General features: G+C 58.9%; 29 protein-coding genes. 12 read left to right on the forward strand and 17 right to left on the reverse strand.

The window, feature by feature from the left end; all coding sequences use genetic code 11:
• Position 1: 1 nt before the first annotated feature.
• Positions 2–1,468 (reverse strand): leucyl aminopeptidase, encoded by a 1,467-nt coding sequence (locus ACR0B3_RS04145; protein WP_480807950.1) that lies wholly within the window; start codon positions 1,466–1,468, stop codon positions 2–4.
• A gap of 220 nt (positions 1,469–1,688) precedes the next feature.
• On the opposite strand from ACR0B3_RS04145, the gene lptG reads away from it, so the two are divergent.
• From lptG to rsmA, 5 genes are all read left to right on the forward strand, one after another.
• Positions 1,689–2,789, forward strand: a complete 1,101-nt coding sequence (lptG, locus tag ACR0B3_RS04150; protein ID WP_480808024.1) for an LPS export ABC transporter permease LptG — start codon at positions 1,689–1,691, stop codon at positions 2,787–2,789.
• Complete coding sequence (locus tag ACR0B3_RS04155; RefSeq protein WP_480807951.1) at positions 2,789–4,954, forward strand: LPS-assembly protein LptD; 2,166 nt, start codon at positions 2,789–2,791, stop codon at positions 4,952–4,954. The genes lptG and ACR0B3_RS04155 overlap by 1 nt, the downstream gene beginning before the upstream one ends.
• On the forward strand, positions 4,945–6,198 hold the full coding sequence (locus tag ACR0B3_RS04160) for a peptidylprolyl isomerase (protein ID WP_480807952.1): 1,254 nt from the start codon (positions 4,945–4,947) through the stop codon (positions 6,196–6,198). The genes ACR0B3_RS04155 and ACR0B3_RS04160 overlap by 10 nt, the downstream gene beginning before the upstream one ends.
• Positions 6,195–7,160 carry a 4-hydroxythreonine-4-phosphate dehydrogenase PdxA gene (gene pdxA, locus ACR0B3_RS04165; RefSeq protein WP_480807953.1) on the forward strand — a complete coding sequence of 322 codons (966 nt, stop codon included), beginning with the start codon at positions 6,195–6,197 and terminating at the stop codon, positions 7,158–7,160. The genes ACR0B3_RS04160 and pdxA overlap by 4 nt, the downstream gene beginning before the upstream one ends.
• A gap of 81 nt (positions 7,161–7,241) precedes the next feature.
• Positions 7,242–8,084, forward strand: coding sequence for a 16S rRNA (adenine(1518)-N(6)/adenine(1519)-N(6))-dimethyltransferase RsmA (gene rsmA, locus ACR0B3_RS04170; RefSeq protein ID WP_480807954.1), 843 nt, complete (start codon positions 7,242–7,244; stop codon positions 8,082–8,084).
• 58 nt (positions 8,085–8,142) lie between these two features.
• Here the strand turns inward: rsmA and ACR0B3_RS04175 are convergent, their stop codons facing one another.
• The 3 genes from ACR0B3_RS04175 to prfA form a co-directional block, all read right to left on the reverse strand.
• Positions 8,143–8,721, reverse strand: a complete 579-nt coding sequence (locus ACR0B3_RS04175; protein ID WP_480807955.1) for a DUF4167 domain-containing protein — start codon at positions 8,719–8,721, stop codon at positions 8,143–8,145.
• A gap of 228 nt (positions 8,722–8,949) precedes the next feature.
• Positions 8,950–9,807: a peptide chain release factor N(5)-glutamine methyltransferase gene (gene prmC, locus ACR0B3_RS04180; RefSeq protein ID WP_480807956.1), complete on the reverse strand. Its 858-nt coding sequence runs from the start codon at positions 9,805–9,807 to the stop codon at positions 8,950–8,952.
• Positions 9,804–10,859, reverse strand: a complete 1,056-nt coding sequence (gene prfA / locus ACR0B3_RS04185; protein ID WP_480808025.1) for a peptide chain release factor 1 — start codon at positions 10,857–10,859, stop codon at positions 9,804–9,806. The genes prmC and prfA overlap by 4 nt, the downstream gene beginning before the upstream one ends.
• A gap of 62 nt (positions 10,860–10,921) precedes the next feature.
• Between prfA and ACR0B3_RS04190 the strand changes: the two genes are divergently transcribed.
• Complete coding sequence (locus ACR0B3_RS04190; protein WP_480807957.1) at positions 10,922–11,224, forward strand: hypothetical protein; 303 nt, start codon at positions 10,922–10,924, stop codon at positions 11,222–11,224.
• Here the strand turns inward: ACR0B3_RS04190 and ACR0B3_RS04195 are convergent.
• Genes ACR0B3_RS04195 through ACR0B3_RS04210 form a run of 4 tightly spaced genes read right to left on the reverse strand, consistent with a single transcriptional unit; the run spans position 11,150 to position 14,760 of the window.
• Entirely contained in the window at positions 11,150–11,551 is a 402-nt protein-coding gene (locus ACR0B3_RS04195; RefSeq protein WP_480807958.1) for a DUF1499 domain-containing protein, read from the reverse strand. The two genes, ACR0B3_RS04190 and ACR0B3_RS04195, sit on opposite strands and share 75 nt — an antisense overlap.
• A gap of 57 nt (positions 11,552–11,608) precedes the next feature.
• On the reverse strand, positions 11,609–12,556 hold the full coding sequence (speB, locus tag ACR0B3_RS04200; RefSeq protein WP_480807959.1) for an agmatinase: 948 nt from the start codon (positions 12,554–12,556) through the stop codon (positions 11,609–11,611).
• Between the two features lie 59 nt (positions 12,557–12,615).
• On the reverse strand, positions 12,616–13,584 hold the full coding sequence (speB, locus tag ACR0B3_RS04205) for an agmatinase (protein WP_480807960.1): 969 nt from the start codon (positions 13,582–13,584) through the stop codon (positions 12,616–12,618).
• A 12-nt stretch (positions 13,585–13,596) separates the two neighbouring features.
• Positions 13,597–14,760, reverse strand: coding sequence for a M20 aminoacylase family protein (locus tag ACR0B3_RS04210; RefSeq protein WP_480807961.1), 1,164 nt, complete (start codon positions 14,758–14,760; stop codon positions 13,597–13,599).
• A gap of 66 nt (positions 14,761–14,826) precedes the next feature.
• On the opposite strand from ACR0B3_RS04210, the gene mazG reads away from it, so the two are divergent.
• The 3 genes from mazG (at position 14,827) to ACR0B3_RS04225 (ending at position 17,132) form a co-directional block, all read left to right on the forward strand.
• Positions 14,827–15,684, forward strand: a complete 858-nt coding sequence (gene mazG / locus ACR0B3_RS04215) for a nucleoside triphosphate pyrophosphohydrolase (RefSeq protein WP_480808026.1) — start codon at positions 14,827–14,829, stop codon at positions 15,682–15,684.
• Positions 15,685–15,747: 63 nt separating this feature from the next.
• Positions 15,748–16,686 (forward strand): nucleoside hydrolase, encoded by a 939-nt coding sequence (locus ACR0B3_RS04220; RefSeq protein ID WP_480807962.1) that lies wholly within the window; start codon positions 15,748–15,750, stop codon positions 16,684–16,686.
• The gene (locus tag ACR0B3_RS04225; RefSeq protein WP_170758304.1) at positions 16,683–17,132 is read left to right on the forward strand and encodes a GNAT family N-acetyltransferase; all 450 of its coding nucleotides are present in this window, start codon (positions 16,683–16,685) and stop codon (positions 17,130–17,132) included. The genes ACR0B3_RS04220 and ACR0B3_RS04225 overlap by 4 nt, the downstream gene beginning before the upstream one ends.
• On the opposite strand, the gene ACR0B3_RS04230 is transcribed toward ACR0B3_RS04225, so the two are convergent.
• From ACR0B3_RS04230 to ACR0B3_RS04265, 8 genes are all read right to left on the reverse strand, one after another.
• Positions 17,129–17,296, reverse strand: coding sequence for a hypothetical protein (locus ACR0B3_RS04230; RefSeq protein ID WP_480807963.1), 168 nt, complete (start codon positions 17,294–17,296; stop codon positions 17,129–17,131). The genes ACR0B3_RS04225 and ACR0B3_RS04230 overlap by 4 nt on opposite strands.
• Before the next feature lie 101 nt (positions 17,297–17,397).
• Entirely contained in the window at positions 17,398–17,715 is a 318-nt protein-coding gene (locus ACR0B3_RS04235; protein WP_480807964.1) for a hypothetical protein, read from the reverse strand.
• A gap of 77 nt (positions 17,716–17,792) precedes the next feature.
• Positions 17,793–18,692, reverse strand: coding sequence for a formylglycine-generating enzyme family protein (locus ACR0B3_RS04240; protein WP_480807965.1), 900 nt, complete (start codon positions 18,690–18,692; stop codon positions 17,793–17,795).
• 208 nt (positions 18,693–18,900) lie between these two features.
• Entirely contained in the window at positions 18,901–20,178 is a 1,278-nt protein-coding gene (gene eno / locus ACR0B3_RS04245; protein WP_480807966.1) for a phosphopyruvate hydratase, read from the reverse strand.
• Positions 20,179–20,313: 135 nt separating this feature from the next.
• Positions 20,314–21,192, reverse strand: coding sequence for a DMT family transporter (locus ACR0B3_RS04250; RefSeq protein WP_480807967.1), 879 nt, complete (start codon positions 21,190–21,192; stop codon positions 20,314–20,316).
• Positions 21,193–21,323: 131 nt separating this feature from the next.
• Positions 21,324–21,737 (reverse strand): Fur family transcriptional regulator, encoded by a 414-nt coding sequence (locus tag ACR0B3_RS04255; RefSeq protein WP_170683579.1) that lies wholly within the window; start codon positions 21,735–21,737, stop codon positions 21,324–21,326.
• A 71-nt stretch (positions 21,738–21,808) separates the two neighbouring features.
• Complete coding sequence (locus tag ACR0B3_RS04260) at positions 21,809–22,513, reverse strand: endonuclease/exonuclease/phosphatase family protein (protein ID WP_480807968.1); 705 nt, start codon at positions 22,511–22,513, stop codon at positions 21,809–21,811.
• A 202-nt stretch (positions 22,514–22,715) separates the two neighbouring features.
• The gene (locus tag ACR0B3_RS04265; protein ID WP_480807969.1) at positions 22,716–24,134 is read right to left on the reverse strand and encodes a protein adenylyltransferase SelO; all 1,419 of its coding nucleotides are present in this window, start codon (positions 24,132–24,134) and stop codon (positions 22,716–22,718) included.
• 86 nt (positions 24,135–24,220) lie between these two features.
• Here ACR0B3_RS04265 and ACR0B3_RS04270 point away from each other — a divergent pair, with 86 nt between their 5' ends.
• Positions 24,221–24,640 carry a cupin domain-containing protein gene (locus ACR0B3_RS04270; protein WP_480807970.1) on the forward strand — a complete coding sequence of 140 codons (420 nt, stop codon included), beginning with the start codon at positions 24,221–24,223 and terminating at the stop codon, positions 24,638–24,640.
• A 4-nt stretch (positions 24,641–24,644) separates the two neighbouring features.
• Positions 24,645–25,535, forward strand: coding sequence for a fatty acid desaturase (locus ACR0B3_RS04275; RefSeq protein ID WP_480807971.1), 891 nt, complete (start codon positions 24,645–24,647; stop codon positions 25,533–25,535).
• A gap of 64 nt (positions 25,536–25,599) precedes the next feature.
• Here ACR0B3_RS04275 and ACR0B3_RS04280 read toward each other — a convergent pair whose 3' ends face one another.
• A complete protein-coding gene (locus ACR0B3_RS04280; protein WP_480807972.1) occupies positions 25,600–26,679 on the reverse strand; it encodes an anhydro-N-acetylmuramic acid kinase in 1,080 nt (359 codons plus the stop codon).
• On the opposite strand from ACR0B3_RS04280, the gene ACR0B3_RS04285 reads away from it, so the two are divergent.
• Positions 26,678–26,920 carry a hypothetical protein gene (locus tag ACR0B3_RS04285; protein WP_480807973.1) on the forward strand — a complete coding sequence of 81 codons (243 nt, stop codon included), beginning with the start codon at positions 26,678–26,680 and terminating at the stop codon, positions 26,918–26,920. The genes ACR0B3_RS04280 and ACR0B3_RS04285 overlap by 2 nt on opposite strands.
• Positions 26,921–26,969: the final 49 nt, after the last annotated feature.

Below are 26,969 nucleotides of genomic sequence, written 5' to 3' on the forward strand. Positions count from 1 at the left end.
CTTACTCGAAATTGTCCTGCACAAACCGGCTCAGCGCCCGCACGCCCCAGCCGGTGGCCCCTTTCGGCGCATAAGACGTCTCGGATGAAACCGAGGCCACGCCTGCGATATCCAGGTGTATCCACGGTGTCTCTTCCTTCACGAACCGCTGCAGGAACTGTGCCGCGGTGATCGAACCCGCAGGCCGTCCGCCCACGTTCTTCATATCCGCGATGCGCGATTTCAGCTGTTTATCATAGCCTTCCCCCAGGGGCAGCCGCCATGCGCCCTCGTCCTCGGCCTTGGCCGATTTCAGGAACGCATCACAGAAGGTGTCGTTGTTCGAGAAGACCCCGGCATTCTCATGCCCAAGACCAATGATGACTGCGCCCGTCAGCGTAGCCAGATCGATCATGCCCACAGGCTGGAACCGCTCCTGCGCGTACCACATGACATCGCACAGAACCAAGCGGCCCTCGGCATCGGTGTTGATGATCTCGACCGTGTCGCCCTTCATCGAAGTGACCACATCACCAGGACGGGTGGCATTACCCGAAGGCATGTTTTCAACCAGCCCGACCAGCCCCACCAGGTTTGCCTTGGCCTTACGCTTGGCCAGCGCCCGCATGGTTCCGGCGACAACACCGGCGCCGCCCATATCCATGGTCATGTCTTCCATGCCGCCCGCAGGTTTCAGCGAAATACCACCAGTATCGAACACAACGCCCTTGCCGACCAAGGCCAGCGGCGCATCATCCTTGTCGCCGCCATCCCACTGCATCACCACAACTTTCGACGGGCTGACCGAGCCCTGCCCGACGCTCAGCAACGTGCGCATGCCCAGTTCGGCCAGCTTGTCCTCTTCCAGAACCTCGACCTTCAGGCCCAGCGATTCCATCTCAACCAGCCGGTCCGCGAACTCGGTTGTTGTCAGCACGTTCGCGGGCTCATTGGTCAGATCGCGTGTCATGCGCACGCCATCTGCAACGGCATAGAGCGGGGCAAATGTGGCCTCGGCCTCTTCCGGTTTAGAATGACCGATGGTGATCTCGCCTGCCGGATCGGCCTCCTTGGTCTTGTGGACATCAAAATCATAGGTCCGCAGCACCATTCCCAAGGCCAGTTCTTCGATGCGCGCGTGATTGGCGGCCATGATCAGAACAGGTTTGCCCGCTGCAGCTTTCGCCAGATTGGCCCCAGCCTTGCGCGCCTCGTCAGAATCAGGACGGCGCGGCAGGACCAGAATATCCAACGCTTCGGCCGCCATTCCGGCAGGCCAAGCCAGCGAGATCACATTACCTGACTTGGCCTTGCTGAACCGCTCGCTTTCGACAAGCCGTGCAACAGCGCCCTTGGTCAGGCGATTGGCCCGACGCGCGGCGGGACTCATCTTGCCATCGGCGGGAATAAGAATGGCCACCCGCCCTTCGGCCTGCGCCATCGCATCAAGATCAAAGGGGGTGAAACGGACCGGCGCAAGACTGCTCATATCATTCTCCTGAAAAATGCGTTGCCCAAGACCTAGCCCGCGCAGCCCCCATTGACCAGATAGCAGTTTTCCCCGCCGGGCAATTGCATTATGGTCGCGCGAAAATAACGGCAGGCCTCGGGGGAGAGAACGTGAGATCAATCGGCAGCTACAGGCCGTCGCGCATGATTCCATGCCCGGTCGTGATTCTCGAATGCCGGGGTCTGATGGGGATTTTCGCGTGATCCTCGACCGCTACTTTGCGCGCCGGTTTATCCAGTGCTTTCTTGTGATCGGCGGTATTTTTCTGACCCTGATGGTCCTGATCGATCTGATCGAACAGGTGCGTCGTTTCGATGGCATAGGCCTGTCCTTCGGTCAGTTGCTGCAGCTGACACTGCTGAATATACCCGCCGCGATCAGCGAGATGCTGCCCTTGCTGATGATCCTTGCCACAATCGCGCTGTTCGTGGGCCTTGCGCGCAGCTCCGAACTTGTGGTGACCCGCGCCATCGGACGCTCAGGCATTCGCGCCCTGTTAGCACCTGTTTTGCTGGCGCTGGTCATCGGCGGGCTTGCGGTTGCATTGCTGAATCCCATCGCCGCTGCGACGTCGGAAGAATTTCAGCGGCTGTCCGACGATTACCGCAATCAGGGCAGTTCAGCCCTGTCGATCAGCCGCGAAGGGCTGTGGCTGCGTCAGGGTTCAGAAAATGGCCAGTCCGTGATTCATGCCACCGGCACAGTCAACGGCGACCGGTTTGCACTGCAGGATGTGACAATCACCACGTTTTCGTCTGATGGTAAGCCGAAACAACAGATCTCGGCGCAGCAAGCTGATCTTGAGGATGGATTCTGGACCCTGCATCAGGCCAAAATCTGGCCCATTCAGGATGATCTCAACCCCGAAGTAAACGCGACAACCCACGAGATTCTGAACCTGCCCACAACGCTCACCCGCGATCGGATTCTCGACACGCTCGGCCAGAAGGATTCGGTATCGGTCTATGATTTACCACAGTTGATTCAGGATTTGGGCGAGGCCGGCTTTTCTACCAAGCAATACGAGGTCTGGCTGCAAGTACAGCTTGCGCGGCCGCTGTTTCTGGTCTCGATGGTCCTGATCGGGGCTGCCTTCACCATGCGCCACGTCCGGTTTGGCGGCACCGGTGTCGCTGTACTGACCGCCGTTCTGCTGGGGTTCGGTATCTACTTTATACGAAACTTTGCGCAAATCCTTGGCGAAAACGGACAATTACCGATTCTCGTTTCCGCCTGGGCGCCACCATTTGCCGGGATTCTACTGTCTTTGGGCCTGCTGTTACACGCGGAGGATGGCTGATGCGCCCCCTCCTTTCATTGCTGCTTTCCAGCGCTCTGGTCTTTTCACTGCCAATGACTGGGGCAGCGCAATCAACCAGCGTCGGGGCTGGCGACAGCTCTGCCAAGGCAGAACAAAATCAACCCGCCCTGCTGGTCGCTGATGAGATATTCATCACACCGGATCGCAAATTGGTCGCCGAGGGGAATGTCGAAGCCTTTCAAGGTGACGTGAAGCTTACGGCACAAAGCGTCACCTATGATCGCGAAACCGGCGAGCTGACCCTTGTTGGTCCCATCCGTATCGATCAGGGCGGTAACAGCACGCTGCTGGCCGATTCCGCACAGCTGGATAGTGGCATTCAGAACGGATTGCTGATGGGCGCACGGATGGTGTTCGATCAGCAGGTTCAGATCGCGTCCGTCCAAGCCACACGCGCAGCGGGGCGATACACCCAGTTCAGCAAGGTCGCGGCAACCTCATGCCACGTTTGTGCGGATGGCCGCCCGCCTCTCTGGCAGATCCGTGCCCGAAAAGTGACCCACGACCAGTTAGAGCGGCAGCTATATTTTGAGGGTGCGCAGTTCCGGATTCTGGATGTACCGGTCTTCTATTTTCCCACCTTGCGCCTGCCTGATCCAACGCTTGAGCGGGCGACCGGCTTTCTTGTGCCGTCTATCCGCACCACTTCACAGCTGGGTACTGGCCTTCAGGTCCCGTATTTCTTCAAGATCGGCGATCACAAGGACCTGACCGTAACGCCTTATTTTTCGTCCAAAACCCGGACACTTGGGCTCCGATACAGACAGGCCTTCAAACGGGGGCGCATCCGATTGCAAGGGGCCTTCACGCGTGACGATGTTCAACCCGGTCGGGATCGCGGATATTTCTTCGCAGACGGGCGATTTGCCCTTGGGAATGGCTATCGGCTGACATTCGATATCAAGACAACCTCGGACGATTCTTATCTCGCCGACTATGGCTTGCCTGATTTCGACCGTTTGCGCAGTGAAATCGCACTTGAACGGATCAAGCGCGATACCGCCTTCAGAACCAGCTTCATTCACTACAAAACCCTCCGCGACAGCGAAAATCAGGACGAAATCCCCTCCCGCATCTTTGATATCAACTACCGCAAACGTTTCTTTCCCAATGCGTTAGGCGGTGAAGTAGAGCTAAGCTTTGACGGCCACACCCATACACGTACCAGCGACGAGGATATTGTGGGCCGCGACGTCGCGCGTGCCACATTCGATGCAGAATGGTTGCGCAACTGGACATTCGCAACAGGGTTGCGCGCCGAAGCGCTGGTTGGTGCCTCGGTTGACACGTTCAATATTCGCAATGACAGCAGTTTCCCGAACAACGTAACACGTTCGACCCCGCGTGCGGCTTTCACGCTGCGCTATCCCATGTTGCGGCGTGAGCAGAGTGGTGCCACGCAGATTCTTGAACCAATTGCACAAATTGGCTGGACGCATGTTTCCGACAACGACCTGCCCAACGACGAAAGCACGTTTCAGGAATTTGATCAGGGAAACCTTCTGGCCCTGTCGCGCTTCCCTGCCCCCGACCGTCGGGAAGATGGAACAACGGCTGTGGTTGGGTTGAACTGGTTGCGCTACAACGCCGATGGCTGGCGTGCTCTGGCGACCATCGGACAAGTCTTCCGATCAGACGCTGATCCGGACTTCACACTAACGTCGGGGCTTCAGGGCACCACGTCAGATCTTTTGCTTGCCGGGCAGTTGAACAACGGCAAGGGGCTCAGCCTTGCCGCCCGCGGATTGCTGAACAGTGATTTCAGCTTTACCAAGGCCGAACTTCGTGCGTCTTGGTCCAATGGGGACACTGCCATCTCCGGTGGCTATATCTGGCTGGAACCCGATCCGGCCGAGGCAAACAACGACGAAATATCAGAATTTCGGGTTGCTGGGCGCTACCGAGTCGATCAGAACTGGCTAACCAGCGCCAGCGGACGTTATGATTTCAGCGAATCCGAACCGCTCCGCCTTGGGTTCGGTGTGACCTACGAAAACGAGTGTGTGCAGGTAAATGTGAACGTCAACCGGCGGTTTACCTCAACATCAAGTATTGAGCCTTCGACAGAATTCGGCTTTACCGTTGCCCTGACAGGGTATTCCGTCGAAGGCGATGGACAGAAGTTTAAGAGAAGATGCAGTTGATCTCAGGTTTCACAAAATCTCTTCGCTCGGGTTGCCGCAGATCGGCCCTACCGTTGCTGGCCACCGCACTTATGGCTATGGCCGCACCTCAGGCGATTGCACAAAGCCTTTTCTCACCTGCAATCCGCGTCAATCAAGACATCGTTACCTGGTATGAACTTCAGCAACGCCAGCAGTTTCTGGAACTGCTCGGCGTTCCTGGAAGCTCGGAAACCGACGTGCGCCGGGCGCTGATCGACGATCGTCTGCGCAAACAGGCCATGCGCGATGCCGGGATTGAGGCCGCGCCAGAAGATGTCCAGGCGGGGATCGATCAATTTGCTTCACGCGGTGACCTGAGCAGCGAAGAGTTCTTGCGACTGCTCAATGAGGCGGGCGTTTCGAATGAGACTGTGCGCGATTTCGTGGCCGACCAACTGTCCTGGCGCGATTATGTCAGCGCGCGTTTCCTGTCCCAGGCCCGCCCCTCGGAAGATGAGATCAATCGCGCCTTGGGTCAGGGTGGTGGCGGCGGGCTGCAGGTTCTGCTGTCCGAAATCATTATTCCGGTGACACCCGAGACGCTGGCGCAGGCCGAGGCCTTAGCCGAAGAAATATCTCTGCTTGAGGATCAAGAAAGCTTCTCGTCCGCCGCAGCTCAATATTCCGCTGCCGCAACGCGCGAAGATGGGGGTCGCTTGGAATGGCTGCCGCTCACCAATCTTCCTCCAGCGCTGCAACCCGTGCTTCTGGGCCTCAACATTGGTGAGATCACGACGCCGCTGACCCTACCGAATGCCGTGGCCCTCTTCCAAATGCGCGGCATCCGCGAAACTCCTGCCGGCGCCCCGACCTATTCCGAGATCGACTATGCCATCTACTACCTGCCTGGTGGCCGCAGTGCAGACACGCTTGCCAGGGCGGAAAAGCTGAAGGAAGAGATTGATACCTGCGATGATCTCTACGGCCTCGCCAAGGATCAATCCCCTGATGTGTTGGACCGCATCACCTCAAGCCCATCCGAAATCCCACGTGATGTGGCGTTGGAATTGGCCAAGCTTGATCCTAACGAGGCATCGGCGACGCTCACTCGGAATAATGGTCAGACCTTGATGTACTTGATGCTGTGCAACCGGACCCGCGATCTGGGCGAGGACACCACCCGCGTCGACATCGCAAACGCGTTGACGCAACAGCGGCTACAAGCCCTGTCCGACAGTCTGCTGGAACAGCTGAGGGCTGATGCTGTCATCATCGAACAATGACAGCCCCAATTGCGCTAAGCTGCGGCGAACCCGCCGGGATCGGTCCTGAAATTGCGGCGAAAGCCTGGGCAGCCCTGCGCGACACCTGCCCCTTTTTCTATATCGGTGACGCATCACATTTACCCACCGGCACTCCAATCGTCAGGATTGGCACACCCGCCGAAGCAATAGCAGCCAGCGCTTCGGCCCTGCCCGTTCTGCATGTCGACTTTCCTGCATCGAACACGCCGGGCACCCCCGATCCAGCCAATGCCGTGGCGGTCATCGATTCGATCGAACAAGGCGTTGAACTGGTCCAATCCGGCGCGGCCTCAGCGCTCAGCACGGCCCCGATTCACAAAAAGGCGCTTATCGACGGCGCGGGATTCGCCTTTCCCGGCCATACTGAGTTTCTTGCCGCGTTGGCAGGCCGGTCGCGTGTGGTGATGATGCTGGCCAGCGATCAACTGCGCGTGGTTCCCGCCACCATCCACATCCCGCTGTCGCAAGTCCCCAGTGCGTTGACCCCGGAACTGCTGCTCGAGACCATCGAGATTACAGCAAATGGCCTTCGCAACCAATTTGGCATCCCCACCCCCAGGATCGCCATCGCAGGCCTCAACCCCCATGCGGGTGAAGGTGGAAAGATGGGCACGGAAGAGCTTGATTGGATCGCGCCGCTGATCGCCGGTCTTGATTCCACCGATTATACGGTGACGGGCCCCCACCCGGCAGACACCATGTTCCATGCAGCCGCTCGCACCCGTTATGATGCCGCAATAGCGATGTATCATGATCAGGCGCTGATCCCGATCAAAACGCTGGATTTCGATCGCGGCGTCAACGTCACGCTGGGCTTGCCCTTCGTCCGAACCTCGCCAGATCACGGCACCGCCCTGGACATCGCAGGCAAAGACATCGCCAACCCAACCAGCTTGATCGAAGCCCTGAAACTCGCCCAGCGTATGACCCAATCCCGCTAATGCTTCATCTGGCCAAAAATATCCCCGCCAGAGGCAAGAAATCTCTGGCGCTCTCCCCACAACCCGCGCGACGGTAGGAACATGAGCGCCATCGACTCCCTTCCCCCGCTGCGCGAAGTCATCGCAACCCACCAGCTCTCGGCCCGCAAATCGCTGGGCCAGAACTTTCTGCTCGACCTGAACCTGACCGCCAAAATCGCGCGTCAGGCTGGGGACCTGACCCAGTGCGATGTGCTCGAAATCGGCCCCGGCCCCGGCGGCCTGACCCGAGGGCTGCTGTCAGAAGGTGCCCGCAAAGTGGTGGCGGTGGAAAAGGATACCCGCTGTATCGCTGCCCTGAACGACATCGCCGCCGCCTATCCGGGCAGGCTTGAGGTAATCAATGGCGATGCGCTGGAAATCGATCCGCTGACTCACCTCACACCACCGATCCGCGTGGCCGCCAACCTGCCCTACAATATCGGGACGGAACTTCTGGTCCGATGGCTCACCCCACCCGAATGGCCGCCCTTCTGGCAAAGCCTGACGCTGATGTTCCAGCGCGAAGTGGCAGAACGTATAGTCGCACAACCCGGCAGTAAGGCCTATGGCCGCCTTGCCATCCTTGCCCAGTGGCGATCAGAGGCGCGCATTGTCATGTCTCTGCCACCCGGGGCCTTCACCCCGCCCCCCAAAGTCTCCAGCGCCGTGGTCCATCTGACCGCCCTGCCCGAGCCGCGTTACCCGGCAGACGCTGCCACCCTATCGCGCGTCGTTGCCACCGCATTCAATCAGCGCCGCAAAATGCTGCGCGCCTCGCTCAAAGGGGTCGCACCGGATATCGAAGACCGTCTGCTGGCTGCGGGCATCAAACCAACCGATCGGGCTGAGCAGATATCGCTCGAGGCCTTCTGCGCGCTGGCCCGAGAAGTTCGGAAGACCTGAACGAAAAACCCCGGGCCAATACCCGGGGTTCGTTGTTTCACGATACTCTTGTGTAAACTTATTCAGCTGCCTCAGGCGCATCACCTGTATCCGCGGGCGTCTCCTCAGCCGCAGGCGCTGCCTTCGGTTTGCGCGCGCGTGGTTTGCGTGCAGGCTTTTCTTTTTTCTCCGGCGCAGGGGCCTCGGCCTCCTTGCTTTCCGGCGTCTCGACCAGGCCACTCTCAGGCGCGACCTCAGGCGCGGCAAAATCCATCACATCAGGCTGCGGAGCCTCTGCCGGGTCCGCCTGACGGGCCGCTTCGCGTTCCTGACGCTCGGCGCGTTCACGGTCTCGCTCGGCCTGGCGTTCGCGGTTCTGGCGCTCCTGCTCTTCGCGGCGCGCTTCAATCTCGCGCTGCGCTTCGCTCAGCATGCGCAGGTAATGCTCGGCGTGCTGCTGAAAGTTCTCAGCCGCGACACGGTCGTTCGACAACTGCGCGTCACGGGCCAGTTGATTGTACTTATCAATTATCTGCTGCGGCGTGCCACGCACCTTGCCTTCGGGACCCGAGCTGTCAAAAACCCGGTTAACGACGTTGCCGCCAGAAGGGCGATTGCGGTTGTTCTTGGCCCGCGAACGGGATTTGGAAGATCTCATCTTACTTTACGTCAGCCTTATCAATTCACTGTCGATCAGCCCGTATCTAACGCTGCTCAGTGGCTTTGTGCCGTTACGCGCTATCGACTTTTTGGGCTTGGCGTCAGGGGTGCGCTGAAACAGCGTCAACCTCGCCGACTAATCCTGAGTAAACATGTCCTGAGCGCTCAGACAAGGGGATTCTCACAATTGTCGCAGCTTTTTTACATCTATCGGCACTTTTCAGCCTCAGATTCCTTTGGATGGCGGCATTCTGGCCCCCACGACGCGATCCCGTCCGTCCAGATCGGGGATCACCTGCGTACCGGTCAGGCCCGCCGCGTCAAATAACGCCGAGACATAAGCACCTTGCGTTGGCCCGATCTCAACCAAAATACGCCCGCCGGGGATCAGAAAATCGGGGGCTGATGCCGCAATTTGACGATAGGAATCCAGCCCATCGCCCTCATCCGTCAGCGCCATGCGCGGCTCATGCTCGCGCACTTCCGGAGAAAGCGCATCCATCTCTTCTGCCGAGATATATGGCGGGTTCGAAACAATCAGATCAAAATGACCCCCAATGTTCTCAAACCAGTTGGATTGCCGAATCTCCGCCCGCGCCTGCACCTGATGCTGAACCGCATTTGCGCTGGCCTGCAGGCACGCCGCTTCGCTCAGGTCCGCCCCGATGCCCGAGGCGCTGGCCCGTTCCGCCAATAGTGTGATCATAATACAGCCCGAACCCACTCCCAGATCAAGCACATGGTCAAACGGCTCGCTCAGCGCTGCCTCGATCAGCGCTTCCGTCTCGGGGCGTGGGTCCAGCACATCGCGACTGACTCGGAACCGGCGGCCATAGAATTCACGCTCACCCAACAGGTGCGACACCGGCACTCGGATTGCCCGCAGTGAGATCAACTGATCATAGCGTTCCGCGATATCAACCGGCAGTTCCTCGGGTGCGATCAGGGTCACCCGGCTGGCCTCAATCCGCGCTGCATGGGCCAGTAAAACCCGCGCATCCCGCGCAGGATCAGGTACACCCGCCGCCCGCAAACGCGCGGTCGCGGCAACCATGGCCTGAGCGGCTGTCAGCGCCGCAATCATTGGGACATCTCGGCCAACAGCCGGGCCTGATCATCCGCCGTCAGCGCGTCAATCACCTCATCCAGATCGCCCTGCATCACCTGATCCAGCTTATAGAGTGTCAGGTTAATGCGGTGATCCGTCATGCGGCCTTGCGGGAAGTTATAAGTCCTGATCCGTTCCGACCGATCACCGGATCCCACCTGGCTGGCACGGTCTGCCGAGCGTTCGCTGTCAATCCGCTGTCGTTCCAGATCATAAAGCCGCGTTTTCAGCACCTGCATCGCGATCTCGCGGTTACGGTGCTGGGATTTCTCGGAACTGGTTACCACAATGCCGCTAGGCAGGTGTGTGATCCGTACTGCCGAATCCGTCGTATTCACGTGCTGCCCGCCCGCGCCGGAGCTGCGCATCGTATCAATCCGAATGTCATTGGCGTCGATCTGAATGTCGACATCCTCAGCCTCGGGCAAAACCGCCACGGTCGCCGCCGATGTATGAATGCGCCCGCCGCTTTCCGTCTCGGGCACGCGCTGCACCCGATGCACACCGGATTCGTACTTCAACCGCGCAAAAACGTTATCGCCCTTGATATGGGCCACCACCTCTTTGATCCCGCCAAGGTCCGAGGCCTGTTCTTCGATGATCTCAAACTGCCAACCGCGCGCCTCAGAGTATCGCTGATACATGCGCAACAGGTCCCCCGCGAACAGCGCGGCCTCATCCCCTCCTGTGCCGGGCCGGATTTCCAGCATCGCAGGGCGCGCGTCTGCAGCATCCTTGGGCAATAAGGCCAGCTGTAACGCATGCTCGGCCTCGGGGATACGCGCCTGCAGTTCAGGTATCTCTTCCTCGGCCAGTTCCTTCATATCGGCATCAGACAGCATCGCTTCGGCTTCGGCCAAATCACCGACCAGCTGACGCCACGCCATGATCTGATCGACCACCGGCTTGAGGTCGGAATACTCCTTGGCCAAAGCCGCAATATCGCCGCCCGAGGCACCATCTGCCATGGCGGCTTCGAGGTATTGGAATCGCTGGGTTATCTGTTCAAGGCGTTCTTCGGGGATCATCCGGGCGGTGTCTAACAATCCGGGGCTTTGGTCAAGGCCCCGCCTTGTGCTAGGTTTGACGAATGAAACGTCTGATCTTTATTCTGACCCTCTGCGCCGCACCCGGTATGGCCGACGTTGTCGGCCCCGGAGGCAAGGTGCAAGACTGTTATTGCACCGACAAATCCGGCAGCCGCGTTGAGTTGGGAGAGATGATCTGCCTGCAGGTTGACGGCCGCATGTTCATGGCCCAGTGCCAAATGTCGCTGAACGTACCCATGTGGCGCGAGGTGCAAGAGGGATGTTTGTCGTCAGGGTTGGGGCACAGCAAGCCATTGGGTGATCCGGTCCCGATTGACGCCGAAATCTTTCCGACCAAATCTTGACCGAGCATAGATGCGCAGCGTTTCAGCGTCCTGCTGAACCGTTGTGTAATCGGGAAAACCGAACAGTTTTGTGCGGGTGATATACGTGATCATCCCCTCACCGACCGACCCGGCCAGCACGGTGGTGCGCGGCGCCGTACGAGCAATCGCATCCAGCCGTGCCAACCCGTCCGGGCCGGTTTCGACCACTCGAACGACACCGCGCCGCATGTCCTGCTCAGCCCCCTGCGGTGCCACATGCCAACGCGTGGGGTCAGACGGCGCCAAGCGGATATATCCGCCTACCGCGATCACCACTGCTATCAAAAGCCAAAGCGCCATTTTCATCAGCCCGTCCAGTTCAACTCGCGTCAACCCTATCCGTGACGGGCGCAGCCATCACCCCTATCGTGACGTCACGCCGGGCAGAATGCACAGCATTTCGAACAGCAGATTCGCCGCCGTCAGAGCCGTGTTCCCCGACGGATCATAGGGCGGAGACACCTCGACCAGATCACAGCCCACCACGTTCATGCCCGCCAGCGCATGGATCAGTTGCAGCGCTTGCGGGGTGGTCAGACCCGCTATCTCGGGCGTACCGGTGCCGGGTGCATAAGCCGGATCGAGGCTGTCGATGTCATAAGTTATGTAGACCGGGTGATCCTCAACCGTCTTGCGGATCAGTGAGCCGATCTCGGTCAGGTTCTGCTGCCACAGCTCCCATGCAGGGTACTGGCGGAATCCCCAAGCCTGCGCCTCGGTGAAATCGCTCGCGGCATAGCCCGAACCACGAATTCCGATCTGGAAGGTCTTGTCTGGGACAATCAGACCTTCCTCATAGGCGCGGCGAAAAACCGTGCCGTGAGTTTCACGCTCGCCGAACATCTCATCATTCACGTCCGCATGAGCGTCCACATGCACCAGCGCCACCGGCCCGTGTTTGGCCGCTATGGCTCGCAGGATCGGCAGGGTAATTGAATGATCCCCGCCCATAGCAACCGGGATCACGCCCTGCGCCAGAATGCCGTCATAACTGTCCTTGATGATCTCCAGACTGTCCGCCAGCGAGAAGGTGTTGATCGCCAGATCTCCGATATCCGCGATCTGCAGATGGTCAAACGGCGCCGCGCCATTGGACATGTTATAGGGCCGGATCATCGCACTTTCACTGCGAATCTGCTTGGGTCCGAACCGTGTGCCCGACCGCCACGAAGTGCCGATATCCATCGGAACCCCCAGGATCGCCACATCCAGCCCGTCCAGCGACGACGCCTGTGGCAACCGCATAAACGTGTTCGGCCCCGAAAACCGTGCCAGATCATTGCCGCCAATCGGTTGGTTGTATTGGGTCATGTGATGTCTCCGATCCGGTGCCTCACCAAGCAGATACCGGGATTATGCCTAACCAAAGGTTAAGGCTTCACCAGCTTGTTCCACCCCAAAAGGCAAATGATCTGTGTTGCCACATGAGCCCCCGCAATCGCCGTCGCACCAGAGGTGTCATAGGGCGGAGAAACCTCGACCACGTCGCCACCTTTGAGGTTGATCCCGGCAATGTCGCGCAGGATGATTTGCGCCTGAATCGAACTCAGCCCACCCCAGACCGGCGTACCAGTACCGGGCGCAAAAGCAGGATCCAGACCGTCGATGTCGAAGCTCAGGTACACGGGGCTGTCGCCCAGAATACCCCTGATCTTCTGCGCCACGGCGGCTGGGCCGGATTCGTAAACCTCGCGCGCGTCGATGATGTTGACGCCCAACGTGTCTTCGTTTGTAGTGCGAATGCCCACCTGAACCGAGCGTTTCGGATCAACCAACCCCGATTTCACTGCCTTGTAGAACATCGTCCCGTGATCCACGCGGGACATGTCGTCATCGGCCCAGGTGTCCGTATGCGCATCAAATTGTAGCAGCGACATCGGCCCATATTTCTCGGCATAAGCTTTGAGGATCGGGAAGCTGATATAATGATCCCCGCCCAGCGTGACCGAAGCGACATCGGCCTTCAGAATGGTCCGAATGTGGTCGGTCAGCGTGTCGGGAAAGGCCGGGATATTGGCGTAGTCATAGGCCATGTCGCCATAATCCACGATGGCCAGCTCACTCAGAGCATCAAAAGGCCAGCCATAAGGCGCATCCGGCGATTGCAGCGCGCTCGCCTCACGGATCGCGCGAGGGCCAAGCCGGGTTCCGGGGCGGTTTGTCACCGCCTGATCGAAAGGCACGCCGGTTACAGCAATATCCGCACCAGTCAGGTCTTTGGTATAAATCCGCCGCAGGAATGAAGTCGCGCCGCCAAAGGTGTTTTCATAGGACAGCCCCTTAAGATCGGGGTTGGTGAATGCCTCATCCACCTGGTTCTTTGCATCTTCCAGTGCCATGTCTTTTCCCTGTCAGCCCAACGGCTGTGCCTTTTCGACGATCCGTGCGAAGAAGGACGCTCCGATCGGCGCGACGTCGTCATTGAAGTTGTATTTCGGATGGTGCAGCCCCGCGCCATCTCCTTGCCCCATAAACAGGTAAGCACCGGGTCGGGCCTGCAGCATGTAGGAAAAATCCTCTGCCCCCATCTCACGCCCAGCATCATCTTTCACGCGTTCCGCGCCGGATACATCCCGCGCCACTTCAGCCGCGAATGCCGCCTTGTCGGCGTCGTTGATAGTGGCGGGATAACCCTCCTGATAGTCCAGTTTGGCTTCAACACCGTACGAGGCCGCCTGCCCCGCCACGATCTGCGCCATTCTCTCTTTGACCATCCTTTGCACGGCCGGATCAAAGGTGCGAACGGTGCCGTTCAGATAAGCGGTATCAGGTATCACGTTATTCACTGTTCCGGTGTGTATCTGCGTCACCGACACCACCAGATCGTCCAGCGCATAGTGGTTGCGGCTGACGATAGTTTGGATCGCCTGCGCCATCCCGCAAGCCGCCATCACCGGGTCGCGCGTCTCATGCGGCATGGCCCCGTGGCCGCCCACGCCCTGAATATGGATCTCGAACGTATCGACAGCCGCCATCAGCGGCCCCGGAGTGGTCTCGAACAAGCCCTCAGGTCGGCCCGGCGTGTTATGGATTCCATAGACCTGCGCGATATCGAACCGATCCATGATACCTTCGTCGACCATCACGCCTGCGCCGCCGCCCTCTTCTTCGGCGGGCTGAAAGATCAGCGCAACGCGGCCTGCGAAATTCCGCGTCTCGGCCAGATAGCGCGCAGCACCCAGCAGCATGGTGGTGTGCCCGTCATGGCCGCATGCGTGCATCTTGCCGGGGTTTTTTGAGGCGTATTCTACGCCCGTCTCCTCGGTGATCGGCAGCGCATCCATATCGGCACGCAGGCCAATGGTCGGCCCCTCGCCCTGACCGTTGATGATCGCGACCATGCCTGTTTTGGCGATCCCCTCATGTAGCTCATCCACCCCAAACTCGCGCAGTCGCTCGGCCACAAAAGCGGCGGTCTCATAGCATTCGAACTCCAATTCGGGGATCGTATGCAGGTGCTGGCGCCACTTGGCCATATCGGCGGCGTAATCGGCAATTCGGTTGACGACGGGCATCTGGGCTGGACTCCTGATCCTGACTGCGGGATGGATGCATCTGACACCGGAACGAAAGGGTTCGCAATGGCCGAAAATCCTCTGATCCACGACACGGACGCAGGTATCGAGCGTTTGCTGGAAATCATGCGCCGCCTGCGCGACCCGCAAACCGGTTGCCCGTGGGATATCGAACAGGATTTTTCGACCATCGCCCCCTACACGATCGAAGAAGCCTATGAGGTTGCCGATGCCATCGAACGCGAGGCTTATGACGAGTTGAAGGGAGAGCTGGGCGACCTGCTGTTCCAATCCGTCTTCCACGCGCAAATGGCTGAAGAGGCTGGGCATTTTACCTTTCAGGACATAGTGCGCACCATGTCCGACAAGATGGTCGCCCGTCATCCGCATGTCTTCGGTGACGAATCCCGCGACAAGTCCGCAGATCAGCAGACGAAAGACTGGGAAACAATCAAAGCCGCAGAACGCGCGGGTAAGGAACAGAAAGGCGCATTGGATAGCGTGGCCGCCAACCTGCCCGCCCTGCTTCGTGCGCATAAACTGCAGAAACGTGCCGCACGCGTTGGCTTTGACTGGCCTGACGCCAGCCATGTGCTTGCTAAGATCACCGAAGAAGCCGCCGAACTGGAAGAGGCCCGCGACAGCATGGATGCCGACGCGCTCGAAGATGAATTCGGCGATCTGCTGTTCGTCATCGTCAACCTTGGCCGCCACCTGGGCATCGAGCCCGAGGCCGCTCTGCGCCGCACCAATGCCAAGTTCACTCGCCGCTTTGAAAAAGTCGAAGAACGGCTCGCGGAGCGCGGCAAAACCCCCACCCAAAGCGATCTGGCCGAAATGGATGCGCTGTGGGATGAGGTGAAAATCGAAGAACACCGCGCCAATGGCAAACTCCCGCCGGTGGATGTCCCGGCGGACGTGTAAAACTGGTAGACAAGCCGCTCGACACTTGCGAGTGTCCGACCTTCACCGCCCCCGGAGACCCCCATGCCCCGCAAGATCATCATCGACACCGATCCCGGCCAGGACGACGCCGTCGCTATTCTACTGGCCCTTGCCAGCCCTGAAGAGATCGAGGTTTTGGGCATCACTGCTGTCGCCGGAAACGTGCCGCTAGAACTGACCGCCAAGAATGCGCGCATCGTGTGCGAATTGGCGGGCCATACCGAAATTCCAGTCTACGCCGGGTGCGATCGCCCGTTGAATCGGCCTTTGGTCACGGCCGAACATGTGCATGGCAAAACCGGGCTCGACGGCCCCGTTCTACCCGACCCCGAAATGTCGCTGTCCGAAGGCCACGCGGTTGATTTCATCATCGATACCCTGCGCGCACATGAGCCCGGCACAGTAACTCTCTGCCCGCTGGGGCCGCTGACCAACATCGCCTCCGCCTTCCAAAAAGCGCCCGACATCATCGAGCGCGTGCAGGAAATCGTGCTGATGGGTGGTGCGTATTTCGAGGTTGGAAACATCACGCCTGCCGCCGAGTTTAACATCTACGTAGACCCCGAAGCGGCTGATATCGTGTTTAAATCCGGCGCGCATATCGTGGTTATGCCTCTGGATGTGACCCATGACGCACTGGTCACGCCCCATCGCAACGATGCGTTCCGGGCATTGGACAGCAAGGTTGGTCATGCCGTCGCCGAGATGACCGATTTTTTCGAACGCTTCGACAAGGAAAAATACGGATCAGAAGGCGCACCGCTGCATGATCCCTGCGTCACCGCCTATCTGATCCGGCCGGATCTGTTCTCGGGCCGCCACATCAATGTTGAGATCGAAATTCAGTCAGAACTGACCTTGGGCATGACAGTGGCCGACTGGTGGCGGGTCACGGATCGCGCGCCAAATGCCATGTTCATGGGCGATGTGGACGCTCAGGGTTTCTTCGACCTGCTCACAGAAAGACTTGCCCGCCTATGACCGCCGCACTCCGCCTTGCCCGCCCCGACGATCTGGACCGCCTGATGACGCTGGTTGCAGCGTTTCATTCGGAATCCGGGATTGCGCAGGATGACGAGAAACGCCGCAACGCGCTGGCTCCGCTTTTGGACGGCATACCGCATGGGTGCGTATATCTGATCGGGCCGGGACGTGCGCCGCTGGGCTATGTCATCCTCACCTTCGGCTGGTCTATCGAGTTCGGCGGCATGGATGCCTTTGTCGATGAAATCTACATCCGCCCCGCCGTTCGCGGCCGTGGCATCGCCACCGAAGTCCTGCATGATCTCCCCAAAGCGCTGGCCGAGGCTGGTCTGGCCGCCCTGCATCTTGAGGTCGACCGCACCAATGAAACCGCGCAAAAGCTTTATCTGCGCTCAGGTTTCAAACCGCGCGATCGCTACATGCTGATGAGCAAATCGCTTTAACGAGACTCTCCCCGGAAAATAACAGCCGGATTGGCCATTTCCTGCACCGGATCATCCTGTGAGACCTGCATTCCCGTGATCGGATAGGTCCCCGGCTCTGAGCAAGCGGCCAACAGCCCTGCGGAAAGCATTGAAATTACAAGAAAGACCTTTGAAGCAGACATATCGTCCCCCTTTCTGCAATACATGCAGACTATCGGGGATCACGGTTCCGTTAAAGGAACAAGTTCACACATAACGATTTTTATGTCGGTGGCTTTCGAAATTAGAGGCAGTTTTTGTTGAAGGTCCTCTCCATGGTCTTAAACTGCCTCGGCACCCGCTTGGGCTGCGGCAGCGCGTTCAACTTCTCGGTGATATTCTCGCCCGTGTACCAGGAGTCGAACAAGAGCGTCTTGATGTCATCGTCCAGCACCGTATCGGCGACGTTATAGGTGCACAGGCATTCCTCCATCGTGATCTGCCCACTGGGATCGCCTTCGACCATCTTCTGGCACACAGCCTCAGGTGGGCGGTCGGCCCAGGCGAGATGAGGCAAGATCATCAGCGCAACCGCGCCTGCGATGGGTTTGAATGTGGTCATTAGAATCTCCTCACTGTCTAACTACAAGTATCAAACCGCCTGTTAAGATACTCAGATTCTCATTCTCTCGGTGCAGACTAGCGTGAATTGCCCACTAAATCTCGTAATACCCGAAACCCACCTGTTGTAGTGCGCGCAGCTTCTCTAGTGCGCCCACGTACGGCAACGCGTGAGAAATCCATGGCGGTCCAAAATGCACCGCCTTTCACCACCCTCCGCGGGCATGTGGGCTGTACAGTTTTCTCGAGATGTATGCTGGAAGTTTCCCAGCCTGCATGCCTCTCCGACCAACAAGACGCGGTAACTTCGGATATATTCCCCGACATGTGTCGCAGGCCCCAAGCATTTGCAGCGTCAAGCTCATCGACAGGAACGGGTTTGCCTCGAGAAAGAAGGTCGGGGCGTTTCTTGCCCAGCATCTCTTCGGTTGGTGCGCCCAAGAAATTCACCTGATCAGTGTTTACTTCTTCGCCTTGCGCAAATGGAGTTTGAGTCCCCGCTCTTGCCGCATATTCCCACTCTGCCTCAGTTGGCAGGCGGTAGACATCTGCGCCCACCTTAATGTTCAGCCACTCAGCAAAAGACACCGCATCCAGATACGAGACCGTTATGACCGGATGGTTTCCTTCCACCGTGGCACGAGGTGCATTTTTCTGCAGAATATAGTTTTGCGGAGTATAGCCGCCACACCCACCATCCTCGACACAGGCCATCCATTGATCATAGGTGATTTCATTCCGCGCCATGGCGACTGGCATATCAATCTCAACCCGGTGCAATGGCCCTTCATGATGCGCGATATACGGATCGTCAGGTGTAACGGGGCGAATATTGCCTGCCTCAAAGTGAATGTTCAGGTGCGATTCTCCCGGCGGTCCACCCATGATGAACTCCCCCAAAGGCAACACGATCATCTCGGGGCAGACGTCGCATTCCTGAAACACCTGCAGGTCCGAGACCTCGTTGCCATCAGTCAATCTGTAGTCCGCCCATGCGGGCACGGTCAAAATCTGTAAAATACCGGCGGCAACAAAATGTCTTGAAAGCAAAGCGTTTGTCCGTGGTTGAATGTGTCAACGCAACCTAAGATGGATTCACGCCTAAGCGAAACAGGTGAATTGCCGGGCACAATGAAAAAACCCGGCCCCTGCGCAGGGACCGGGTTGGATTCGTTATTGGCGCAGATCAGCGCTTTAGGATCGAAGCACCCGCGTATTCTGCGACTTCACCCAGCGATTCCTCGATGCGGATCAGCTGGTTGTACTTTGCCAACCGGTCTGACCGCGCCAGCGAGCCGGTTTTAATCTGACCACAGTTCGTCGCAACCGCCAGATCGGCAATCGTGGCGTCCTCGGTCTCGCCCGAGCGGTGCGACATCACGTTGGTGTACCGCGCGCGATGCGCCATATCGACGGCGCGCAGGGTTTCGGTCAACGAACCGATCTGGTTCACCTTGACCAGCATCGAGTTGGCGCAGCCGCGCTCGATCCCTTCGGCCAGACGCGCGGGGTTGGTCACGAACAGATCGTCGCCCACTAGCTGCACCTTGTCGCCGATCGCGTCGGTCAGGGCCTTCCAGCCGTCCCAGTCGTCTTCGGACATACCGTCTTCGATCGAGATGATCGGGTAATCATTGACCAGCGCCGCCAGATAGTCCGCGTTCTCTTCGGATGACAGTGTTTTGCCCTCACCAGACAGAACGTATTTGCCATCCTTGTAGTATTCGGTTGCAGCGCAATCCAATGCCAGATGGATTTCTTCACCCGGCTTGTAGCCCGCCTTTTCGATGGACTTCAGAATGAAATCCAGTGCCTCGCGCGTGCTGGCGATGTTTGGCGCAAAGCCGCCCTCGTCCCCGATCCCTGTGCTTAGACCCGCCGCCGACAGCTCTTTCTTCAGCGTGTGGAACACCTCGGACCCCATGCGCACGGCTTCGCGGATGTTCGCGGCCGAAACGGGCATGATCATGAATTCCTGGATGTCGATCGGGTTATCCGCGTGCTCACCGCCGTTGATGATGTTCATCATCGGAACTGGCAGAACACGGGCCGATGTGCCGCCAACATAGCGATACAGAGGCTGCGTGGTGAAATCCGCCGCCGCCTTTGCGGTGGCCAGCGAGACGCCTAGAATGGCGTTGGCGCCCAGACGGCCCTTGTTCTCGGTCCCGTCGAGTTCAATCATCGCTTGATCAATGGCCACCTGCTCGGTCGCGTCAAAGCCGACCAGCTCTTCAGCGATTTCTCCGTTCACCGCAGCGACCGCTTCCAGCACGCCTTTGCCCATGTAACGGGATTTGTCGCCGTCCCGCTTTTCAACCGCCTCATAAGCACCCGTAGACGCCCCCGAAGGTACTGCGGCGCGGCCCATGGTGCCGTCTTCCAGGATCACGTCCACTTCGACAGTCGGGTTGCCCCGGCTGTCCAGAATTTCGCGTGCGTGGATGTCGATGATGGTGCTCATGATACGGGTCCCAATATGGCAACGATTGCATGCCTCATAGCAGCACGCGACGAAAAGTAAACCGCTACCGTTATCGCTAACACGCGTATTGGCCGACCTTTAGGGCTAACAGCTTACTGTTTGCGCCAACACGGGTCAGGCCGGAACCATCTCACGCGCAAGACGACGTTCACGGACGAAGGTGTAAAGACCAGACCCAATGATCAGCGTGGCCCCTGCCAGCGTCATCGCATCCGGGCGTTCATTGAACATCAGCACACCTGCGATCATCGAAAACACCAGGCGCGTATAGCGAAACGGCATCATGGCCGAGGCCTCGCCCAACCGCATTCCGGCGACAATTCCGTAATAGCCCAACATGCTGAAGACAAACGCAGCCAGGTAAGGCAGAACCTGCGATGATTGCACGGGCACGACAGACTGGCCGGTGGTGATCATCAAAACAACCCCTGCCACGATCGCAGCGATATAGGCCTGCATCGCAACAACTGTGGATGCCACCCGCACATCCAGTTTGCGTGTGATCAGATCGCGCGCGGCGATCAGAAAAACGGTCGCAACAACCAGCAGCGTTTCAGGCTGAAACCCTTCCAAACCCGGGCGAATGATCATCAGGACGCCTATGAAGCCGACGCCAATCGCGCTCCAGCGGCGCCACCCTACCATCTCGCCCAGAAACAGCGCGGCCCCCATTGTCACCGCCAGCGGCAAGGCCTGAAACACCGCGGCAACGGTGGACAGATCGATCAGGGACAGCGCGGTCACAAACAGAACCGCACCCACACCTTCAGCTGCCGCACGGGCAAGCGGCAAAAGCGACCACGCCGCCGGATCAAATATCCGTTTGCGCGTCGCTACCGACAACACGGCAAAACTCAGGCCGCAAACGACGCCCAGAGCAATCAGAATTTGACCGGTCGGTACGCTGACCGAGAGGTATTTGATAAACATATCCTCGATCGCGAAGGCCGCCATCGAGCCGATGATCAGCAAAATGCCGTGTACGTTGTTCATGCGCGTTTCCGTTGGAATATTCCGCCCTCAGGCATTCCTGCAGCAAAATCGTAACGCAGCCGACGTCGCAAGCGCTATTGCGACAAGATTGATGAATTCATGTGTGCTGATCTATCGCGTTTCGTGATAGGTCAGTCTTTCTCCAGCGGCACGCCATAAAGCTCCAGCCGGTGGCCTTTCAGCTTGTATCCCAGCTTGGCCGCGATCTTTTCCTGCAGTGCTTCGATCTCGGGATCAACAAACTCGATCACCGCGCCGGACTGCATATCGATCAGATGGTCATGGTGATCACGCTCAGCATCCTCGTACCGCGCACGGCCGTCACCGAACTCCAGCCGCTCCAGAATGCCTGCCTCTTCGAACAGCTTCACAGTGCGATATACGGTAGCGATGGAGATGCCCGCATCCTCGGCCGAGGCGCGCGCATACAGCTCTTCCACATCCGGGTGATCCGCGCTTTGCTGTAAGACCTGAGCAATGGTCCGGCGCTGGCCGGTCATGCGCAAGCCCTTGGCTTCGCAACGGGCGATAATCGTATCGGACATGGTGACCCCCGGATCTGTTCGGACCTCTGTCTTAATATGTCCATGCGCGCGGCGCCACAGACGATTTTACTTCAGGCCGCGCGGCGAAGGTCCGCCCAGACCGGCAAATGGTCTGACGCGATATGCGCAGGCCGCGCATCATGCACCCCATGCAATATCGCCTCAAGCCCCTGACCCAGCGCGATTCTGTCCAGCGCACCAAGGGGCTGCGCTGCTGGAAAACTTGGGACAGGTGGCAAGAACTGCATATTGGGTGCGAGATGATCCAACACCGGCTGGCGCGACCACTCGTTGAAATCCCCGGCCCAGACGGTGGGCATCTCGTCCAGATCAGAATCACAGCGGCGGATATGGGTGATCTGCTGGCGACGCGATGCGGGGAACAACCCCAAATGCATCCCCATCACGCGCAATGGCCCGATAGGGGTATCGAATTCCACCCGCACGGCCCCCCGCGGCTCCAACCCCGGCAAATCATGATGCCCGGTCTGGCGCACCTGAATGGAATCCCCGCGCCAGATCACTGCGTTACCGTGCCACCCAAGACTGCCTGCACCACCCAGATCAACGATCTGCCAACCAGCTTCATCCAGCATAAAGTGCGGCAAGGCAGCGGGACGCGGTGGCAGACGCTTGTCCGCCTCCTGCAGCACAACAATATCGGCCTGCATGTTTTCAATGACCTGCAGAATCCGCTGCGGCTGGCGCCGGAAATCAAGGCCAAGGCATTTCTGAATGTTGTAACTGGCAAGTCGCAACGTCGGGTGATTGGTCATCGGCACACTAATACTGGTTTGCCCCAAGATCGCCAACTGACAGGGCAAGTGCAAGCCGAAGCAAACGCAGACGGGCCTTGGGCCTCTTGTGCTTTCAAATCTAGAGCAAATACCACTTTGTGACTCAATTAACTTAAGGAACCTGAAACTTTCAAAGTTTCAGGCCCGGTTTCTTTTCAAGAAAACGACTCATCCCGGCATCCTAAGTCCCGCAAAACGTCGCATGCACAACCTCATCCTTTGCCGGAGGTCGCTTCAGATCAGCTGCCTCCGGCTGATCCTCATAGGGCCGCGCCAACACCTCGTTGAGCCGATGGAACGGTGCATAATCCCCCTGCACAGCGTCCTGAATCATCTGCTCAACCCGGTGGTTGCGCGGAATGAAAGCCGGATTGGCTTCAGCCATCACATCTGACGGCGCATCCTCACGCGCCAGTCGCACCCGCCAGCCCGTGGCCCACTCGTCAAAAGCGGCCGGATCGGTAAACTGATCCCGCGCACGCTCTTCGCCCAGTGTACGGAACGTGTTGGTGAAATCCGCCTGATTCTGCGCCATCCGGGTGAGTAGGTCCGAGATCAATTCAAGGTCCCCTTCCTCCGCCCGTACCAATCCAATCTTGGCCCGGAACCGCTGCAGCCAATGCTCCTGCATCAACTCCGGCATGGTGTGGACAATCTCGGTGGCCTCTTCGACAGCCGCCTCTTTATCTTCGTACTGCTGAATCAGGGCCGTCGCCAACTGCGCCAGATTCCAGACCGCTATATCGGGCTGGTTGGAATAGGCATAGCGCCCCATCCGATCGATCGAGCTGTAGACCGTATTGGGGTGATAGCTGTCCATAAACGCACAAGGCCCGTAATCGATGGTCTCCCCCGCGATCGAACTATTGTCGGTATTCATCACCCCGTGAATGAAACCCACGCTCATCCATTGTGCGATCAACCGCGCCTGCGCATCCCGAACTGCGCGCAATAAGCCCATCGGCCCTTCAACCTCGGGGTAATGGCGCTGAATGGCATACTCGGTCAGCTGCCGCAGGTTCTCCACCTGCCCCCGTGCTGCAAACACCTGAAACGTGCCCACCCGCAGATGGCTCTGCGCCACGCGGGTCAGCACCGCACCGGGCATCGGGCCTTCGCGCAACACAATCTCTCCGGTCTCGACCGCCGCCAAAGCGCGCGTCGTGGGAATGCCCAGCGCATGCATCGCCTCGGACATCACATATTCACGCAGCACCGGCCCCAACCAGGCCCGCCCATCGCCTTGCCGCGAAAACGGCGTCTGACCTGAGCCCTTCAGTTGGATATCCCGGCGTTTCCCATCGGTGCCAACCGTCTCACCCAGCAGCACCGCGCGACCATCGCCAAGCTGGGGGTTATAGGTGCCAAATTGATGCCCAGAATAAAGCTGCGCCAAGGGCTGCGCACCTTCGGGCACGGCATTGCCCGCAAAGGCATGTGCCATCTCTTCCACATCACCGGGAGATATCCCCAGCAATTGCGCAAGGTCACTGTTGAAGGCGATCAGATTTGGCGCGCGCACAGGCACAGGGTCCTGCCGCGCAAAGAAGCTATCAGGCAGCCGCGCATAGCTATTGTCAAAGGGGATCATCAAGGTCATGCGGCAAACATATGTGTTGCCCGCATAATTGCCATAGCAGATCGCGCCCGCCCGTGCATAATCCCGGCAATCAACCCGAGGGCACAATGACTGCGCAAGACATCATCAAGCAGCTAAACCTGCAACAGCACCCCGAAGGTGGCTGGTTCAAGGAAACCTGGCGCGCCGACAATCCCGGTCGCGCCACGGGCACATGTATCTATTTCCTGCTGGCCGAAGGCGAGCGCAGCCATTGGCACAAGGTCGACGCGACCGAGATCTGGCTCTACCACTCCGGTGCTCCGCTGATCCTCTCGCTCAGCGCCAGCGATACCGGCCCTGCCAAGGACCACGTGCTGACACCCGACCTGACGCAAGGCGCGCCACAGCTCATTGTGCCGAAAGGCCACTGGCAAGCCGCCCGCTGCAGCGGCGACTACACGCTGGTCAGTTGCACAGTGTCGCCCGGCTTTGAATTTGACGGGTTTGAACTGGCCGAACCCGGCTTTGACATTCCGGGAAAGTAGTCAAATGGACCACCGCTCTCTGATCGCGGAAATCCCGCCCGAGGCCAAGGACAAGCTGCAACAGCGATCAGACTTCGCGGGCCTAAAACATCTCGCGATCTATTTCGGAGCCTTGGCCGCGACCTCAACCGGCCTCGCCCTGCAAGTTCCCTTCTGGCCCCTGCTGATCCTACCCCAAGGCCTGCTGCTGGTCTTCCTGTTCACGCTCAGCCACGAATGCACTCATAAGACGCCGTTCAAAACGGGCTGGCTGAACGATGTGATCGGGCATCTGGTCTCAATCCCCATCTGCCTGCCGTTCACTTGGTTTCGCTATTTCCACCTGGCGCATCACAAATGGACCAACCACCCGACAAAAGACCCCGAGCTTGATGGCAAACCCCGCCCCGACACTTGGCGCAGCCTTGCCGTCTACCTGACCGGCTGGCTCTACTGGTCCGCTATGGCAAGCACTCTGGTCAGAAACGCGCGGGGAAAGATCGATGCCGACTATTTGCCCGCCCGACAGCATCGCGCCATCCGGACCGAGGCGCGACTTCTGCTCGCCCTATATGCCCTCGCTGGGTTCAGCCTGTTCTTCACACCCGCAATATTCTGGCTCTGGCTCTTGCCCGTGATTGTCGGCCAACCGTTCCTACGACTCTACCTGCTTGCCGAACACGGCCTCTGCCCACCCGTCGCCAATATGCTGGAAAACTCGCGCACCACTTTCACCAATCGGATCGTCCGATTTCTGGCGTGGAACATGCCTTACCACGCAGAACACCACGCCTTCCCGAACGTGCCATTCCACCACCTCCCAGCGTTCCACCGCTGGACACAAGCGCACCTGAGATCCACCTCTGACGGCTACACTGAATTCACGCAGGATTACACGCATACCCTCCGGCACTAGATCCGCTACTTCATCTGGCCAAAAATATCCCGGGGGAGTCGCAAAGCGACGGGGGCAGAGCCCCCTACCCGGTCACCACAGCACCCCGCGCCGGTGACGAGACAACACCGCCCCCAACCAAGGCGCTCACACCAGTTGTTCCGGGGCCTGAAGTCGGCAATCCCCGCGCCACACGCACGGCGAGATAGGCAAAGGCCTGCGCCTCCAGCATATCGCCATCCAGCCCAACCGCCTCAACCGGCTCCACTGGACAATCTAGCGACACACGCAGCATTTCCATCAGCACCGGATTGTGCCGTCCACCCCCGGTCACCAGCATGCGGGCGGGTGGCTTGGGACAATGCTCCATCCCCTGCAGCACGCCAGCTGCGCTCATTCCGGTCAGTGTGGCAACCGCATCCGCATCGCTCAGTTCCGTCACCAAACCGATCATTTCCGAGAAATCATTCCGATCCAGCGATTTCGGCGGCATCCGATTGAAATAAGGCTCAGCCAGAAACAGCTCCAGCGCGCCGGTCTCGACCGTACCTTCCCGGGCAAGCGCGCCCTCCCGATCCATCAGCAGCCCCAGCCGCGCCTGCATCAGGTCATCGACAGGCGCGTTGGCCGGCCCGGTATCAAAGGCCAGCAACGCCCCCGGCGCTTCAGGCCCGTCAAAAGACGGATCAACATAGGTCAGATTCCCCACGCCCCCGAGATTGAGGAAACACAGCGGCTCTTCCGCGCCAATCCATTTGGCGCAGGCGAAATGAAAAAACGGGGCCAGAGGCGCACCCTCTCCCCCCAGCGCCACATCATCGCTGCGGAAATCCCAAACCACCGGCAGCCCCAATGCCTGAGACAGACCCAGACCGTCACCTACCTGCAATGTGCCACGCCCGCGCGGCTCATGCGCCAATGTTTGGCCGTGAAAGCCGATCAGGTCGACCTCTTCGAACTCTGAAAGCAACTCGGCATGCGCATGCGTCACCAACTCAGCCGAGATATCGACATCCGGTCCATGCCATTGCCCCAATGCCGCGCGCAATGTGGCGCGCTCACCATCGGAATAGGCACGGTAAGCACTGGGACCAAATCCGAATATCTGCTGCCCATCGGTTTCAACGACCGCTGCATCCACACCGTCCAAAGATGTGCCTGACATGGCCCCCAACGACCTGATCGCCCCCGATTTGCTGATGACCCTGCCCACGCTGACCTCGTATTGCGTCTCTCCACCCGTTCTGCCGGGCTCTGGGCACAACCTGCACGGTAATACAAAGCCAAGGCAAGACACATCACGCGCGAGCGGCACTTTTCTTGGAAATGGTGCCTTTTCCTTGCCCCTGCTCGCGCCTGTACCGTGCCTCGCTACAGCGTTCCGAAAGGCATTAGACCGCGAATGACGGCAACTGGGCGTTCTCAAAAGCAGCGCAGTTCCGTGTGCTGATGAAA

This window comes from Ruegeria sp. CE9, assembly GCF_056537425.1.